The sequence below is a fragment of the Nitrospinota bacterium genome (genome assembly GCA_016217735.1).
Lineage (GTDB): Bacteria > Nitrospinota_A > UBA7883 > JACRGQ01 > JACRGQ01 > JACRGQ01.
In genome coordinates this window covers 12,871-29,825 of record JACRGQ010000016.1, presented here as the reverse complement: position 1 = coordinate 29,825, position 16,955 = coordinate 12,871, and the positions used below count along the sequence as shown (strand labels likewise).

Sequence of the window (16,955 nt, the reverse complement as noted above, 5' to 3'; positions counted from 1 at the left end):
ATCAACCCCGCTGTATCGTTATCCACTCGTCGAAGTACGTTTCAAAAAGCGGGGCGTTCGAGGGGCGGTCCACATCGAGCGCCGCGCCGCCATAGGTGGTCAACACAACGGTTGAGCGGGTGCCGAATATCTTGTCCACCGCGCCGACCACAACATCCATCGGGGAGCGCCGCCGCAGCGATTCGGCGAGCCGCGTAAAACCCATCCGCCGCGCCTTGATCGCCGTGAACATTTTCGCCCATACGCGCCACTCTTCCACCGTGAGGCCGCGCTTGCTGAGCCCATAGCCGAACTTGAGGATGTTCATTATCTCCCGCAGATGGCGCAACCGGTACATCTCGTGAAGCTCGTTCCGGTGGGCTATTCTGAACGGTTTTGCCAGGTGGAGGTTATTGATCCGCAACAGCCCTTCGGCGAAGGGGGTGTAAATAAGCTGGATGCCCCTGTGGCCGGGACGGGCATAGAATTTTTCCAGCGTATCTTCGGATGTCATGCCAACGAAGTAGTCGTAACGCGAAAGGTCACACCGTTCCAGAAACTGATCCACCTCTTCCGGGAGAATGAGCGGACAGTCCCCCGCCACGCCGAAAATGGCCTGCTCCAGCAAAGCAGCGTTGTTCAGCTCCTCCCCCGGATGATAGCCTTCTATCGACGCCGTGAACGCGTTGAACATGTTATCTATCAGGTTCCTCGATTCTGGAATCACCGTCACCGGCTTGCGGGAAAGGGGAAGCCCGGCATCGGCCGCAAGTTCCTTCTCAACCGCCTGTTTTGGTCCGACAATGTAGATGCGCTTTATCCTCCCGGCGTGCAGCAACGCGTTCAACACATGGGCGAACAGGCAGCGTCCCTTTATTTTGATGAACGTTTTGTTGGGAAGATTCCGGGCAAAAGGAGCCGTGGGTCCGCCAGCCATGATTGCGGCATCGAATTTCTTGGGACCGTCGTCAGTTGTCATTCTTCCTCTTGGTTTATTTTAAACATAAATATCGGGAAGCGAAGTGCGGACTTTCAAGCATTTTGAGATTTTTCCCGAACCCTTTGGATTCGCCAAGACTCAACACCATAGACAGTGGTTTGCATGTATATATGGTCAATATGCCATATATATGGTTTAAAATCACTGTCGGCCACGTTAACGCGTTGAAATATATGATACAAAATCAAACTTCGGTGGTATGCTATTTGCTGAATATGGACTGGGATGACCGGGGAGTTGGGGATGGATGCCACTGTACCCCCTTATGCAACGTTTGCTTGAGTTAAAGAGGGAATGTTATTGGATCTGATTTGGTCTTCGTTGCTTGAGCTTACCGGTGGCTTTATCGTTTCGCAGCTCGCCATGGGAGCCATTTTAGGATTTTTGATCGGCATGACCGGCATCGGCGCCGGCGTTTTGATCATGCCGGCGCTGCTGTTCGTTTCACATACCGATCCGGCAATGGCGGTTGGCACCAGCCTTCTCTTTTCCGTGCTTTCCAAAGGATATGGGGTGTTTGAACATTGGAAACTGGGAAGCATTGACGTGGAAACCAACCTCGCCTTCAGCATCGGCGCGGTGCCGATGGTGCTGCTCTCTTCGATCGGCGTAAACATTCTCAAGGCATCGATGCCGCCTGATACATTCGATTTTTACATGAAAGCCGCACTGGCGGTGATGGTCTTTTTAATCTGCATTTACCTTTTTTGGGATGCGTTTAAAAAAAATCAATCGGACTTATATAAATGCGGCGACCCGCTCACCGCGAAACAGAAAACGACGGGGGCGCTGTTCGGCGGCGGCATCGGGGCGCTGGTGGGGGGCACCTCCATCGGCGGCGGCGTCTTCATCATCCCGATTCTCGCGGGGGTGTTTAAGCTGTCAGCCAAATGCGTGGTCGGCACCAGCACCATCATTTCGGTGATGCTCACCCTTGTCGGCGCGGGGGTTTACCTGTACTATGGAAATGTAAATCTTGCCATTGCCCTTTTGCTGGTGGTCGGCTCACTTCCCGGCATCAAACTGGGGGTCGCCATGGCCCACAAGCTGCCGAATCTGGTACTGAAGCGGGTGATGGCGGGTTTGGCGTTCATAAGCTTTGTGAGCATGGTAACCGGCATCAAAAGCCATTAAACAGGCGGATAAAAAGGCGATGTTGAACGGAATTGCCACGATCAGCGCGGGTAAGGGAAGCCTTACCGAAAGCCATCCAATCCTCCAATCGATCTTCGACGGCATTACCGACGGCATTCTTGTCATTGACCAAAGCTACCGCGTCGTCATGTTCAACAAGGCGATGGAGCGCTTCATGGGCAAGACGGCGGAAGATATCGAAGGACGCTTCTGCTTTTTCGTCTGCCACAACAACAACACCGTCTGCGAGGACTGCCAGGCGCAGACCGCCTTCAGCAACATCTCCCCCCCATCGCGTATCAAACAGTGCTTCAGGGACAACCTGCGGCGCCAGTTCGAGATCCGCAATTTCCCCATACGCAACGGCGGGGGAAAAGTGGAGTTTATGGTCGAATACATCAAAGACATCACCGAGCGGCAGATGATGGAGAAAGAACTGATGGGGTCGCGCCGCCTGGCGATCATCGGCGAGATGGCGGCCAAGACCAGCCACGAGATACGAAACCCGCTGCAAGCGATGGAGGGGGCGGCCCACTATCTGCTGCAAGAGTATGCCGGCGACGAAAAGATTCAAAAATACCTGGGGCTCATCAAGGAGCAGATCGGGCGCCTGAACAGAGTTACCACTGGCCTGCTGGAAGACGCCCGGCCAAAACTGATGCGCGTGGAAAAAGCATTGATCAATGCCGCGTTGCTCAAGTCGGTGACGATCATCGAGGAACAGGCGCGCGCGCGCGATATCAGCGTGGAACTGTTCCTTGACGAACGGCTTCCCGCCGTGAAGTACGACGCCGAGCGGATGCAGCAGGTGTTCATCAACGTGCTCCGCAACGCCGTCGACGCCATTGACGGGGCGGGAAACATCGAGATCGTGGGCAACCAGCGGCAAATCAACGGGGAAGATTTCCTCGAGATCAGCTTCATCGACAGCGGCATCGGCGTTTCACAGGAGATGGCCGACCGGCTTTTTGAGTCGTTCTACACCACCAAGAAAAACGGCACCGGGCTGGGACTTCCCATCGTGAAGGAAATCATGAAAAGCCACGGCGGCTACGCGTTCATCGAAAGCAATCCGGGCGGCGGCGCCTGCGTGCGGGTCGGCCTGCCGGTATGACGCCGGACAAGGTTTATCCGTATCCGATCCTGGTGGTGGACGACGAGCCCGCCATCCTGGACGTGATGCGCGTGAACCTCGAACGCAAGAACTACACTGTGCATACCGCGCAGACGGGGCGCGAGGCCCTTTCGCACACCAATGAAAACTCCTATGCCCTCTTTATCATCGACTACAGCCTGCCGGATATGAACGGTTTTCAGTTGATGGCGGAACTGCGGCGCAAAGACGCGGATGCCATTGTCATGATGATTACCGCCCACGGCACCATCGAGATGGCGGTGGAGGCTATGCGGGCGGGGGCGTTCAACTACCTCGCCAAACCGATTAACTACGATGAAATGGCCCTGCTGGTGGAAAAGGCGGCGGGGCACCACCGGTTGCTGACCGAACTCTGGCGGACCAAGGCCGAGCTGGACGAAAAATTCGAGATGGACAACATCGTGGGCCAGAGCAAGAAGATGCTCAAGGTGTACGAAAAAGTCCGCGTCGTGGCCGAAAGCGACGCCACGGTTCTTATCCGCGGCGAAACCGGCACCGGCAAGGAGCTTATCGCCCGCGCCATCCACCGCCACAGCCAGCGGCGCAACCGCAACTTCATCCGGATGAACTGCGCGGCCATCCCCGAATCGCTGCTGGAAGCCGAACTGTTCGGGCACGAGCGCGGCGCGTTCACCGGAGCCATCCAGCAGCGCAAGGGAAAATTCGAGGCTTCAAACGGCGGCACCATCTACCTTGACGAAATCGGGGAAATATCCATGGCCGTGCAGGCGAAGCTGCTGCGGGTCCTGCAGGAGGGGGAATTTGACCGGATGGGGGGAAACGACACCATCACCGTCGATACCCGCGTGATAACCACAACCAACCGCAACCTGGAAGAGGCGATCCGCGAGGGAACCTTCCGGCTGGACCTTTTCTACCGGCTGAACGTGATACCGATTTATCTGCCGTCCCTGCGCGAGCGGAAAGAGGATATCCCGCTGCTGGTGCATCACTTCATCAAAAAATTCGCCAAAAAGAACAACAAGGAGATTACCAGCATCTCCCCCGCCGCGATGGCGGCCATCACCCAGTACGATTGGCCCGGCAACGTGCGGGAACTTGAAAACATCATCGAGCGCGCCGTGGTGCTCGCCGCCAAAGACCGGCTGGATAAAATTGAGATCCCCGGCATGCCGGGCAACAACGGAAAGGCGTTGCATATCACCGGACAGGAAGCCGGCTTCCAGTCCGCCAAAAAGAAAGTGATTGAATCGTTCGAAACGCATTATCTTTCCCATGTGCTGAAAAAGCACCGGGGGAATATCAGCGCCGCCGCCAAAGAAGCGGGGCTGGACTACAAGAATTTCCACAACAAGCTGAAAAAATACCATTTGAAAAAAAGCCAGTTTGAAGGCTGAAAACCAAACAATCGTTTAACAGGGAGGAACGTGAAATGCAAATAGCCAAAAAGTTGGATTGCAAAGGACAGTGTTGCCCGGAACCGATCCTGAACATCAAGGCCGCCATGGGCGAAGTGAAAAGCGGCGACATCGTCGAAATGTGCGCGACCGATCCGGGTTCGGTGAACGATATGGCGTCGTGGGCCAAGCGCACGGGCAACGCCATCGTTGAACAGAAGCAGGAAGGCACCGTCTTCACCTTCTACGTAAAAAAGAAATAAAAGGGGGAATCGATGAGCGAAGAAAAACCGAAGCGCATTTCAATTATTGCCGTACATGGGACGCTGGACATGGCCTATCCGCCGCTGATTTTGGCAAGCACGGCGGTGGCGATGGACATGGAAGCCTGCATTTTCTTCACCTTTTACGGCCTTGAAATCATCAAGAAAGGCGCCAACCTGCAGGTTGCCCCGCTGGCCAACCCGGCGGCGCCCAAACCGATACCGGGGCTGCCGATCGGCGTGCCGAACATCATAGGCGTGCTTCCCGGCATGACCGCGATGGCCACCGGCATGATGAAGGGCTGGATGGCAAAAGCGAACGTGATGCCGGTGGATAAAATGTTGGAAACCTGCCTGAAGACCGGTGTGCGGATGATTGGATGCCAAATGACAATGGATGTAATGGGAGTCAAAAAAGAGGATCTCATCGACGGCGTGGAAATCGGCGGCGCGGGGATGTACCTCGATTACGCGGTCGATGCCGACATATCCCTCTCCTTCTAGGTTTTTTTCTGAACCCCGGACAATACCAAGTCCGGGGTTTTTCCATCCCATTCAACCGGCCATTTTTTTATTTCTCCCCCATGACGGTATAATAAAGCCCCGTTAAAGGAGTAAATGATATGAACAAAATCACCCGTTATTTTTTTGAGGGGCTTTTGCTGGTGGCCCCGGTTGCCATCACGCTCTATGTCATTCTCTGGATTATGAAAGTAATCGACCAGCTTAACCCCACGCCGATTCCCGGCATGGGGCTGGTGTTTACCTTTGTATTTATCACGTTGGCCGGTTTTTTTGCGTCGAACTATCTCGCCCGCGCCGTGGGCAGATGGGTTGATGCGCTCTTCGCCCGTCTCCCTTTTATCAAAATGCTCTATCAATCCATCAAGGACTTGATGGAAGCCTTCGTTGGCGGCAAAAAGAGTTTTGACAAGCCGGTGCTGGTGACGCTGGCGCCCGGCGGGGCATCGGTGATCGGTTTCATGACGCTGGAAACGCTGGAAGGCATCGGCCTGAAAAACAAAGTGGCGGTCTACCTGCCGCAGAGCTACAATTTCGCCGGCAATCTGATCGTGGTATCAAGGGAACAGGTGACGCCGATTGACGCGCCAAGCGGCGCGGTGATGGCGCTTGTCGTTTCCGGCGGCATTTCTTCCGGCAACGATAAACAATAAGCGCGAGGGAAAGCTCCCCGCGCCAATCGCTTTCCCTGGCAAAAGCAGCGCCATTTTCCGTGGAATGGCGATTTTCACCGCCCCCGGTTTTCCCCCAAAAATATTTTATAAAAAGTGCAATCTGGTACTTCACATGTGGCGAAATGTTATATAATTGCCCGTCTGTAAATTGGAGATTTAACGCGCCCCGCACGGCGTGCCGGAGGAGATGATGGCTCCTCTATATATTGAAGGAAGCATGATTAGTGAAGACTGAGGAAGAACCGCGCCAGCAAAACGGGATGTACGACCCCCGTTTCGAGCACGACGCCTGCGGCGTCGGTTTTATCGCCAACCTGAAGGGAACCCGCACCCACGACATCGTGGCAAAGGGGCTGGAAATACTGGAAAACCTGGAACACCGCGGCGCGGTGGGGGCGGATCCGCTCAGCGGCGATGGCGCCGGTATCGTAACGCAGATTCCGGATGCGTTCTTCCGGAAGGAATGCGCCAAACTCGGCATTCCCCTTCCCGCATTGGGGGACTATGGCGCGGGGATCGTTTTCCTGCCGCAAGATGCCAAGGCGCGCAACGAAGTGAAAACCCTCTTCAACAAATGCGCCGCCGAACTGGGCCTGAAAGTGCTGGGCTGGCGCCCCGTGCCGGCGGACAACAGCGGCATCGGCGAAACCGCCAAGACGGCCGAGCCGTTCATGGAGCAGGCCTTCATCGAGCGCCCCGCCGCCGCCAAAGATGAGATGGCCTTCGAGCGCAAACTCTTTGTGCTGCGCAAGTACGCCAAAAAGACCGTGCTCAATTCCGGCATCGGGGGGAGCGACATCTTCTTCTGCCTCACCCTTTCCAGCCGGACTATCGCCTACAAGGGGATGTTCACCACCGCGCAGCTCAAACAGTACTACCCCGACCTGCAAGACAAAAGCTATGAGAGCGCGCTGGCGCTGGTGCATAGCCGCTTTTCCACCAACACGTTCCCCACCTGGCGGCTGGCCCACCCGTTCCGCTACATCGCGCACAACGGCGAGATCAACACCCTGCGCGGCAACATCAACTGGATGAAGGCGCGCGAAGCGGTGTTTGAAGCCGATCTTTTCACAAAAGACGAGATAGACAAGCTTGTGCCGATCATCACCGAAGGGCAGTCCGACAGCGCCACGCTGGACAACGTGGTGGAACTGCTGCACCTGAGCGGGCGCAGCCTGCCGCACGTCATGATGATGCTGGTTCCCGAAGCGTGGGCCACCGACGAGGAGATGGATCCGAAGCTGCGGGCGTTTTACGAATACCACGCCACATTGATGGAGCCGTGGGACGGCCCCGCCGCCGTCGCCTTCACCGACGGCCATATTATCGGCGCGACGCTTGACCGCAACGGGCTGCGCCCCTCGCGCTTCATGGAAACCGACGACGGCATCCTCGTCATGGCTTCCGAAGCGGGCGTACTGGACTATCCGGACGAAAAAATAATCCGGAAGGGGTGGCTGCGCCCGGGACGCATGTTCCTCGCCAGCGTCGACGAACACCGGATCATCAGCAACCGGGAGATAAAGGAAAAAATCGCCGCCGCGAAGCCGTACGAAGAATGGCTGGAAAAAGGCAAAGTTACCTTGGGCCGGATGCGCGATGTCGAGTTGAAATACCAAACGGACCGCGCGACGCTGGCGCAGCGCCAGGCCGCCTTCGGCATCACCGCGGAAGATATCAAGGTGATCATGGCCCCGATGGCAAACAGCGGGGCGGAACCGATAGGCTCGATGGGATCGCACACCCCGCTGGCGGTTCTTTCCAGCCGGCCGCAGATGCTGTTCAACTACTTTTACCAGCTTTTCGCGCAGGTGACCAATCCGCCGATAGACCCGATACGCGAACTGAACGTCATGTCGCTGGTCTCGTTCATCGGCAAGGTTGGGCAAATACTGCGCGAACCGGGCGATGAAAACCGGGTGCAGGTGGTTGAGCTTCCCCACCCCGTCCTGAATAATCACCAGTTGGAAAAGCTGCGCCAGATCGACGTGGATGGCTTCCGCGCGGCCAACATCCCGATTACCTTTGACGCCAAAGGGGGCAAGGGGGCGCTCGAAAACGCGCTTGCCGCCGTGTGCCGCCGCGCCGTGGAAGCGGTTGACCGCGGCGAAAGCGTCATCATTCTTTCCGACCGGAACATCGGCCCCGCGCGGGCCGCCATACCCTCGCTGCTGGCGGTTGCCGCGGTGCATCACCATATGATCCAAGCCGGCGGGCGAACCCGCTGCGGCATCATCATCGAGACCGGCGAAGCGTTCGAGGTACACCACTTCGCGCTGTTGCTCGGCTACGGCGCCAGCGCGGTAAACCCGTATCTCGCGTTCGAGACTATCGAAGAAATGCACCGCACCGGCCAGCTGGACGGCGGCGTGACCGCCGAAGCGGCGGAATACAATTTCATGAAGGGCGTCGATAAGGGACTGCTGAAAATCATTTCCAAAATGGGGATTTCCACCATCCAGTCGTATATCGGCGCGCAAATATTCGAAGCCGTGGGACTTTCGGAAGAGTTCATCGCGAAGTACTTCACCGGCACGCCGTCGCGCATCGGCGGCATCGGCATAGAGGAAGTGCGGGAAGAGACGATGATGAAACACCGCTACGCGTGGCCGGACAACGCCCCCGCGGGCCGGCTCGTCACCCTCGATCCGGGCGGCGTCTATAACTGGCGCGCGCGCGGCGAAAACAACACCTACTCGCCCGAAATGATCCAGATGCTCCAGCAAAGCGCCCGGCTTGGCGATTACGAACTGTTTAAAAAATACACGGCCGTGGTGGACACCCAGGATGGAACCTTCAACACCATCCGGAGTCTTATGGATTTCGCGCCCGCGGCGCCCGCGCCGCTGGAGGAAGTCGAACCGGCCGAAGCGATCGTCAAACGCTTTTTCACCGGCGCCATGTCGTTCGGCTCCATCAGCAAAGAGGCGCACGAGACCATCGCCATCGCCATGAACCGCCTCGGCGCGAAAAGCAACTGCGGCGAAGGGGGCGAAGACCCGGCGCGCTTTACGCCGTTGCCGAACGGCGATTCCGTCCGCAGCGCCATCAAGCAGGTGGCCTCGGGCAGGTTTGGCGTCACCTCGAACTATCTGGTGAACGCCGACGAGATACAGATCAAGATGGCCCAAGGGGCCAAGCCGGGCGAAGGGGGCCAACTCCCCGGCCCGAAGGTCGACACGGTGATCGCCGCCGTGCGGCATTCCACGCCGGGCGTCGGCCTCATTTCCCCGCCGCCGCACCACGACATTTACTCCATTGAAGATTTGGCGCAGTTGATATTCGACCTGAAAAACGCCAACGTAAACGCGCGCATAAACGTGAAACTGGTTTCCGAGGCCGGCGTCGGCACCGTTGCCGCCGGTGTGGCGAAGGGCCACTCCGAAGCCGTGCTTATTTCCGGCCACGATGGCGGCACCGGCGCCTCCCCCATTTCCTCCATCAAGCGCGCCGGCCTGCCGTGGGAACTGGGCGTGGCGGAAACCCATCAGGTGCTGATGCGGAACAACCTCCGCTCCCGCATCGTGGTGCAGACGGACGGACGTGTGTTGACCGGGCGCGATATCGCCATCGCCACCCTGCTGGGAGCCGAAGAATGGGGCGCGGCCACCGCGGCGCTTGTCGTCAGCGGCTGCATCATGATGCGCAAATGCCATCTTAACAACTGCCCCGTCGGCGTCGCCACGCAGGACCCTGATCTGCGCAAAAATTTCACCGGCAAGCCGGAACATGTCATCAACTACTTCATGTTCCTCGCGCGCGAGTTGCGCGAGCTGATGGCGCGCCTCGGCTTCCGCACCGTTAACGAAATGGTGGGCCGCGCCGACATGCTGAAAGCCAAAGAGGGGATCACCCACTGGAAGGCGAAGCATGTGAAGCTCGGTCGCGTGCTGGTGAAGGCCGAATCGGCGGGCTGCGCCCCCTACTGCCGCGATAAGCAGGATTTTGGCCTCGACACCGCGCTGGATCACGAACTTATCCGCCGGGCGAAGCCGGCAATTGAGAAAAAGGAAACGGTCTCCATCGCCGCCAATATCCGCAACGTGAACCGCGCCTTCGGCACCATGCTCTCGGCGGAAATATCGCGCAACCACGGCGAGCGGGGCTTGCCGGATGACACCATCCGGATAAAAGCGAAAGGCTCGGCGGGACAAAGCTTCGGGGCATTCGGCGCGCGCGGCGTCACGCTGGAACTGGAAGGCGAAGCAAATGACTACGTTGGCAAGGGACTTTCGGGCGCGCGGCTGATAGTGTACCCGCCGCGTAAAGCCGTCTTCAACCCGCACGATAATATCGTTGTGGGAAACGTCGCGTTCTATGGCGCCACCAAAGGTGAAGCCTATATCCGGGGCCGCGCGGGCGAGCGCTTCTGCGTGCGCAACTCCGGCGCCAATGTGGTGGTGGAAGCCGTGGGCGATAACGGCTGCGAATACATGACCGGCGGCCGCGTGGTTATTCTCGGCCCCATCGGCAAAAACTTCGCCGCGGGGATGAGCGGCGGTATCGCCTACATACTGGACGACAGCGATATGGCCCGCCAGCGCATCAACATGGAAATGGTCGCGCTGGAAACGATGGACGCCTCGGATGAAGCGCTGGTAAAAGGGATGATAGAACGGCATCACGCATACACCGGCAGCATCTACAGCAAGAAGACACTGGATGAATGGGGTGATTTGAAGGCCAGAGTCATAAAAGTGATGCCGGTGGAATACAAACGGGCGCTGGCCGAGCTCTCAGGCGAAAAAAAGAAAAAAGCGCCGGTGACGGCCGTGGCGGGAGGTTGACGATGGGTAAAATACTCGGCTTCAAGGAATTTGGACGCCAGACCCACCGGTACGACGCCGTGGAAAAGCGGGTGAAGAACTGCCATGAGTTCGTGCTCCCGCTTTCCAAAGACCAGGTGCAAAATCAGGGGGCCCGCTGCATGGAATGCGGCACCCCCTTCTGCCACCCGAACTGTCCGCTCAACAACCTGATACCGGACTGGAACGACCTCGTCTACAAAGGACGCTGGGAAGAGGCGCTTCAGGCTCTTTGGAGCACCAACAATTTTCCCGAGTTCACCGGCCGCATCTGCCCCGCCCCGTGTGAATCGGGCTGCGTGCTCGGCATCATCAGTCCGCCTGTCGCCATCAAGGGGATTGAATATTCCATCATCGAAGAGGCGTGGAAGAGCGGCATCATAAAGCCGAATCCCCCGGCGCAGCGGAGCGGCAAAAAAATCGCCGTCATCGGCTCCGGCCCCGCGGGCCTTGCCGCCGCCGACCAGCTCAACAAAGCGGGCCACGCCGTGACCGTCTACGAACGGGCCGACCGCATCGGCGGCCTGCTCCGCTACGGCATCCCCGATTTCAAGCTGGACAAATCGGTGATCGACCGCCGCATCAAGCTGATGGAAGCCGAAGGGGTGAAATTCGTCACCAACGCCAACATCGGCGTGAACGTTGCCGCCAAAAAGATTCTGGATGAATCGGACGCGGTGGTGATGGCGTGCGGCGCAACCATCCCGCGCGACCTGCCGATACCGGGCCGCAACCTGAAAGGCGTTCGCTTCGCGATGGAGTTTTTGGGACAGAACAACAAGCGCGTGGCTGGCGATAAGATCGCCGCCGACGCCGAGATCACCGTTACGGGAAAACACGTCGTCGTTATCGGCGGCGGCGATACCGGCTCCGACTGCGTCGGCACCTCCATCCGGCAAGGGGCCGCCTCGGTTTTGCAGATCGAGCTGCTGCCGAAACCGCCGGAAGGACGCACCGCCCAAACCCCGTGGCCGGTTTATCCCGGCCCCCGGATGTTCAGCACTTCATCTTCGCAGGCCGAAGGATGCGCGCGCGATTGGTCGATCCTCTCAAAAGAGTTCATTGATGATGGCAGAGGCAATGTTTCCGGCATCAAGGCGGTCCGCCTCGAATGGGAAGGGATGAAATTCAAGGAACTCCCCGGCACCGAAATGACGCTTAAGGCCGACGCGGTATTCCTCGCGATGGGCTTCCTCTACACCGACCCCGCTTCTATCGTTAAGGAGCTGGGGGTGGAGCTGGATCAGCGCGGCAACGTAAAGACCGGCGCCGACTACCAAAGCTCGGTAAAGAAGGTGTTTTCCGCGGGCGACTGCCACACCGGCCAGTCGCTGGTGGTCAGCGCCATCGCCGAAGGGCGCGAGTGCGCGCGCGAAGTGGACAAGTTCCTCAGCGGCGGCGAATCACTGCTCCCCTCTCGGAACCGCTCGTTCTACGACCTCAAGTAAACCCGCCTCCAACGCATGGCTGAACGCCCAAAAAGTGTTCTCCATTCATTCGCAGGCGAGGCCGGTGCGGAGGTTTTGCAGGTTTTCCCGCATCAGGCCGATGAAGGTAACTCCCCGCGCCATCTGCTCGCGGGTGATATTGTGCGCGGCGTTCAATTGCAGCAGCGGCACCCCCGCCTCCCCGGCGATGGCCTGTGCCGTTTTGGGAAGCACCAACTCCTCGTAAAAAACGCCTCGCGCGTTCGACGACTTTACCAGCTTGGTCAGCGCCATCATCGTGTTTGCCGACGGCTCGGCCTCGGGTGAAAACCCATAGGCGGCGTGATAGTCCAGCCGGTAACGGCGCGCCATATAGCCGAAAGCGTAATGCCCGCCGTGGATAAGTTCGCGCGTGGCGCATCGGGCCAACCCTTTTTGATATGCGGCATCAAGCTCTTCCAGTTGTTTGTTATAGACGGATGCATTATCCCTGTATAATTGGGCGTTATTCCGGTCTATTTTCGCAAAAGCCTCCGCGATGGAGTTCACCATCTTCTGGGCATTTTCAAAGTCCAGCCAGATATGCGGGTCTCCCCCACGCTCATGATGATGCCCGTCATCCTTCTCCCCTTCCATCAGCCGGATGCCGTTGGAGGTATCGGCCACCAGCCGCCGGGGATTGGGAGCGCTTTTTAATATCCTTTCCGCCCACGGCTCCATCGCCGCTCCGGTGTAGATGAAAAGGCTGGCCGCCATGATGCCGGCCACATCGGATGGAGGCGGCTCGTAGGCGTGCGGCTCCATGCCGGGAGAAAGCAGCATCGTCACATCGGCGCGGCCTCCCCCGACGGCGCGGGTGAAATCGTAAAGCGGAAAAAGGGTGACAATGACGCGCGGACGTCCCGTGGATTGCGGTGCGGAACGCTGACAGGCGGCGGCGAGTATCAACAGGAACGCCATAGCCAACGCGCCCTTCCTGAAATTCATCACCGCTCCCCTTCCGCTCATAAATGAAAATGATTTTCATTTATACGGGATGCGGGAATAACTGTCAAGCCGCGCCGGGGCCGCATATTTCATGGAACTGGGCGAAGGGGTAATTATTTTTGACAAATATGTAATAAAGGGAATAGCATATATACAGCCGGTAACATGTGGGAACATGGGGGTGACGGACGGTGATGAATTCGGCGGCCAGACGGGCGGTTCTTAAAAGCATCGTCATTTACGGATTGACGGCCCTTCTTTTATCCCATTGCAGCGAGTTCTCCACTTCCGACACGGCCAAAACCGGCAACGCCCAGGCTTCCGTTACGCTCAAATTGCCCAAAGGGGTGTCACTCAAGCCGGGCGGGCAGATTGCGCAAACCGGCAACAAGCGCGCCGCCACCATCACCGCCATCACCATCAGCGTGAGCGCCGCCGACATGACGACGATCACGCAGCCTGTTTCGCTGACAACCCTTGACGCGACGATTGACGTGCCGGTCGGCGCGGCCCGCACCTTCACCGCGCTGGTGAAGACCGACATCGGCGGCTCCTTCACCGGCAGCCACACCACCGATGTTTCCGGCAGCGCGCTGAGCGTATCGATAAGCATGGCCATCAACAGCGCGCTCATTTCGGGCAAGCTCTCCGCCGCCGTTTCAAAGCCGGGCCTGAAGGCGGCAATAAGCACGTGGGCCGGCGCGGTGGTGGAGGTATTCGACTCCACGGGGGCGCTGGTCGGCACCGGCACCGCCGCCGCGGACGGCACCTACTCGGTGGACGTGCCGGACGGGGCGAATTATTTTGTGCGGGCGCAGATAGGCAACATGGTGCTGAAGGCGTATGTGCCGAGCACTTCCGGAGCCACCGCGGTGAGCGTGAATACCACCAGCACCGCCGCGGTGATGGTGCTGGCTCAATCGTTGGGGGTGGCGAATCTGGGAGATAGCGGTGTCAGCGGCACGGCGGCGATAGCCGCGGCGAACATCTCCACCTTGTATGCGAGCATTCTGGCCGATCCCAATTTGGCGGTAGCGGCCGCCGCGCTTGAAAGCGAGATCACCGCGAGCTACGACCCCAACGGCACGACTCTCTCGGTGGGAAGCGCCGGCACGGCGGGCGCGTCAAGCATCAGCCTGATTGTCTCCGCTGTTGCGCCGCCATCCACCACTACGGTATCCCCCCCCGCCGCGCCGACGGGGGTTTGGGTCTCCGCCGGGAACGCGCAAGCTTTCATCGGCTGGACGGCTGTAACGGGGGCGACAAGCTATAACGTCTATTACCGCGCTTCCGTCTCCGGAGTGACAACCGCCAACGGGACGAAAGTTACCGGCGCAACGAATGGCGGCGCGATCACCGGCCTTACCAACGGAACGACGTATTACTTCATCGTTACCGCGGTGGGTGCCGGGGGCGAGAGCGCCACATCATCGGAAGTTTCCGCAACGCCGCAGGTTCCCGCCCCCGCCGCGCCGACGGGGGTGACGGCAACATCGGGCGACTCGCGGGTAACGATAAGCTGGAATGCGGTAAGCGGCGCCACCCTTTATCATGTTTACTGGAGCGTCACGCCGGGGGTGGCAGGAAGTTCAATCTGGCTGGGTGGAACTTCTTATACGCATACCCCCCTCACAAACGGCATTCCCTACTATTACAAGGTGACGGCGGAGAACGCGGCGGGAGAGGGAACCGCTTCGGTGGAAGTGAGAGGTATTCCGGGAGCAGGGGTTGCTTGGGCGGGGCGGACATCCGGCACCGCAAATATCCTGTACGCTGTTGCCTCATCCGGCACAGGGCTTGCCGCAGTTGGAGCAGGTACCACGCTTCGGACCTCGCCGGACGGCATAGCCTGGACAACGCGCCCTGATCCCACCACCTGGGGATACGATATGTTTGGCGTTGTGTGGGGCGGCACACAGTTTGTTACCGGCGGTGTGGCGGGAACCCTTTTAACGTCGCCGACGGGCGCTGCATGGACGTTGCAGACGTTTTCCACCGCAAACGATATAAACGGCTTAGCGTGGAACGGCACGCAGTTTGTGGCGGTCGGCGCGGGGGGGACAGCCGAAATCAATACCTCGCCGAACGGCATCACATGGACGGCTCGGACGCCAAGCACGGCCAACCTGCTCAAAGGCGTCACGTGGGGCGGTGCCCAATTCGTGGCGGTTGGCGCGGGGGGAACCGTCGTTACCTCGCCGGACGGTATAATAATATGGACAAATCGAACAGCCACATCGGGCACCACGGAATTGCTTGCCGGCGTTGCCTGCTCTCCCGCGATTTGTGTGGCCATCGGATCGGCCGTCGGCCCTCCTTATTACACAATCGTTTCCTCGCCGGATGGCATCACTTGGACCCCCAGAACATCCACGGCCACAAGCGCCCTGAATGCCGTAAATTGGAACGGCACGCAGTTCGTGGCGGTTGGAGCGGTGGGAACCATCCTTACCTCGCCGGACGGCATAACCTGGACGGCCCAAACATCCGGCACCGCAAATGCCCTGAATGGCATTACATGGGATGGCACGCAATACGTGGCGGTCGGCGCCGCCGGTACGATTCTTGTTTCCCACTCGCCTTTCATGGGGGGCGCAATACAGAAACAGCTTGCCTCCGGCGGCGTCGTCACCACATATGCCGGAGCTGCTGGGGTAACAGGTTCGACAGATACCGGAACAGGCCCGGCAACGCTGGCCCGGTTTAACTGGCCAGATGGCATCACCACGGACGGCACGAACCTCTACGTTGCGGATACCGTCAACAACACCATCCGCAAGGTCGTGATTTCCACCGGAGCGGTTACGACGCTTGCCGGTACCGCGCTTTCTGCTGGTTCGACCGATGGTGCGGGAATTGGAACGGCGCTGTTTAACTTCCCACGGGGCATCACAACGGACGGCACGAACCTCTATGTGGTGGATGGCGGTAACCACACTATCCGTCAGGTTGTGATATCCACCGGCGTGGTAACAACGCTTGCCGGAAGTGCTGGGTTGACGGGCTCAGCCGACGGCACAGGGGTGGCGGCGCGGTTTAATTTCCCTGAAGGTATTACGACGGACGGCACGAACCTCTATGTGGCGGATGGCGGTAACAAAACCATCCGAAAGATTGTGATTTCCACCGGGGCGGTTACCACGCTTGCGGGAACAGCGTTGGTAACGGGGTCTGCAGATGGCACGGGGGCGGCGGCGTCGTTCAGTTATCCTAAGGGCATCACGACAGATGGAACGAACCTCTATGTGGCGGACTTCAACGGTCCAACTATCAGAAAAGTAGTGATATCAACAGGCGTGGTAACGACGCTGGCAGGCACCGCAGGTACCAATGATGACGTCGATGGCATCGGCGCGGCGGCGGCATTCTACGGGCCGCAAGGCATTACGACGGACGGCACGAACCTCTATGTAACGGATTACTGGAACCACAATGTCCGGAAAATTGTGATTGCGTCCACCGTTGTAACGACTTTGGCTGGCTCCACCTTACTGTCGCAGGCGCAAGGTTCCACCGACGGAACCGGCACGGCGGCGCTGTTTAAGGGTCCTTATGGCATTACGACGGACGGCACGAGCCTCTATGTGATGGATACCGGCAACCACACCATCCGGAAAATCCAATGATGAAATCTCCGTTTCCCGTCCCCG

11 protein-coding genes are annotated in these 16,955 nt (G+C 58.7%); 9 read left to right on the top strand and 2 right to left on the bottom strand.

From position 1 onward, the window contains the following. Position 1 precedes the first annotated feature (1 nt). Positions 2-958, bottom strand: coding sequence for an NTP transferase domain-containing protein (locus HZA03_02475; protein ID MBI5636816.1), 957 nt, complete (start codon positions 956-958; stop codon positions 2-4). Positions 959-1,279: 321 nt separating this feature from the next. Between HZA03_02475 and HZA03_02470 the strand changes: the two genes are divergently transcribed. From HZA03_02470 to HZA03_02435, 8 genes are all read left to right on the top strand, one after another. Beyond that, positions 1,280-2,113, top strand: coding sequence for a sulfite exporter TauE/SafE family protein (locus HZA03_02470; protein MBI5636815.1), 834 nt, complete (start codon positions 1,280-1,282; stop codon positions 2,111-2,113). A gap of 19 nt (positions 2,114-2,132) precedes the next feature. Beyond that, the gene (locus HZA03_02465; protein MBI5636814.1) at positions 2,133-3,227 is read left to right on the top strand and encodes a PAS domain S-box protein; all 1,095 of its coding nucleotides are present in this window, start codon (positions 2,133-2,135) and stop codon (positions 3,225-3,227) included. After that, a complete protein-coding gene (locus HZA03_02460) occupies positions 3,224-4,627 on the top strand; it encodes a sigma-54-dependent Fis family transcriptional regulator (GenBank protein MBI5636813.1) in 1,404 nt (467 codons plus the stop codon). Before HZA03_02465 ends, HZA03_02460 begins: the two co-directional genes overlap by 4 nt. A gap of 35 nt (positions 4,628-4,662) precedes the next feature. Continuing rightward, positions 4,663-4,890: a sulfurtransferase TusA family protein gene (locus HZA03_02455; GenBank protein MBI5636812.1), complete on the top strand. Its 228-nt coding sequence runs from the start codon at positions 4,663-4,665 to the stop codon at positions 4,888-4,890. Between the two features lie 12 nt (positions 4,891-4,902). Further along, a complete protein-coding gene (locus tag HZA03_02450) occupies positions 4,903-5,394 on the top strand; it encodes a DsrE/DsrF/DrsH-like family protein (GenBank protein MBI5636811.1) in 492 nt (163 codons plus the stop codon). A 119-nt stretch (positions 5,395-5,513) separates the two neighbouring features. Beyond that, a complete protein-coding gene (locus tag HZA03_02445; GenBank protein ID MBI5636810.1) occupies positions 5,514-6,065 on the top strand; it encodes a DUF502 domain-containing protein in 552 nt (183 codons plus the stop codon). A gap of 281 nt (positions 6,066-6,346) precedes the next feature. Then, entirely contained in the window at positions 6,347-10,873 is a 4,527-nt protein-coding gene (gene gltB / locus HZA03_02440) for a glutamate synthase large subunit (protein ID MBI5636809.1), read from the top strand. Between the two features lie 2 nt (positions 10,874-10,875). Further along, positions 10,876-12,339, top strand: coding sequence for a glutamate synthase subunit beta (locus HZA03_02435; GenBank protein ID MBI5636808.1), 1,464 nt, complete (start codon positions 10,876-10,878; stop codon positions 12,337-12,339). 45 nt (positions 12,340-12,384) lie between these two features. Here HZA03_02435 and HZA03_02430 read toward each other — a convergent pair whose 3' ends face one another. Further along, positions 12,385-13,305 carry a zinc ABC transporter substrate-binding protein gene (locus HZA03_02430; GenBank protein MBI5636807.1) on the bottom strand — a complete coding sequence of 307 codons (921 nt, stop codon included), beginning with the start codon at positions 13,303-13,305 and terminating at the stop codon, positions 12,385-12,387. A gap of 191 nt (positions 13,306-13,496) precedes the next feature. On the opposite strand from HZA03_02430, the gene HZA03_02425 reads away from it, so the two are divergent. Beyond that, complete coding sequence (locus HZA03_02425; protein MBI5636806.1) at positions 13,497-16,931, top strand: hypothetical protein; 3,435 nt, start codon at positions 13,497-13,499, stop codon at positions 16,929-16,931. The last annotated feature ends 24 nt before the right edge of the window (positions 16,932-16,955 follow it).

Bases quoted from the DNA above. Each gene is read 5' to 3' on its own strand.
- HZA03_02475 (MBI5636816.1), bottom strand. From the start codon at position 958: ATGACAACTGACGACGGTCCCAAGAAATTCGATGCCGCAATCATGGCT.
- HZA03_02465 (MBI5636814.1), top strand. From the start codon at position 2,133: ATGTTGAACGGAATTGCCACGATCAGCGCGGGTAAGGGAAGCCTTACC.
- HZA03_02460 (MBI5636813.1), top strand. From the start codon at position 3,224: ATGACGCCGGACAAGGTTTATCCGTATCCGATCCTGGTGGTGGACGAC.
- HZA03_02455 (MBI5636812.1), top strand. From the start codon at position 4,663: ATGCAAATAGCCAAAAAGTTGGATTGCAAAGGACAGTGTTGCCCGGAA.
- HZA03_02450 (MBI5636811.1), top strand. From the start codon at position 4,903: ATGAGCGAAGAAAAACCGAAGCGCATTTCAATTATTGCCGTACATGGG.
- HZA03_02445 (MBI5636810.1), top strand. From the start codon at position 5,514: ATGAACAAAATCACCCGTTATTTTTTTGAGGGGCTTTTGCTGGTGGCC.
- gltB (MBI5636809.1), top strand. From the start codon at position 6,347: ATGTACGACCCCCGTTTCGAGCACGACGCCTGCGGCGTCGGTTTTATC.
- HZA03_02435 (MBI5636808.1), top strand. From the start codon at position 10,876: ATGGGTAAAATACTCGGCTTCAAGGAATTTGGACGCCAGACCCACCGG.
- HZA03_02430 (MBI5636807.1), bottom strand. From the start codon at position 13,305: ATGAATTTCAGGAAGGGCGCGTTGGCTATGGCGTTCCTGTTGATACTC.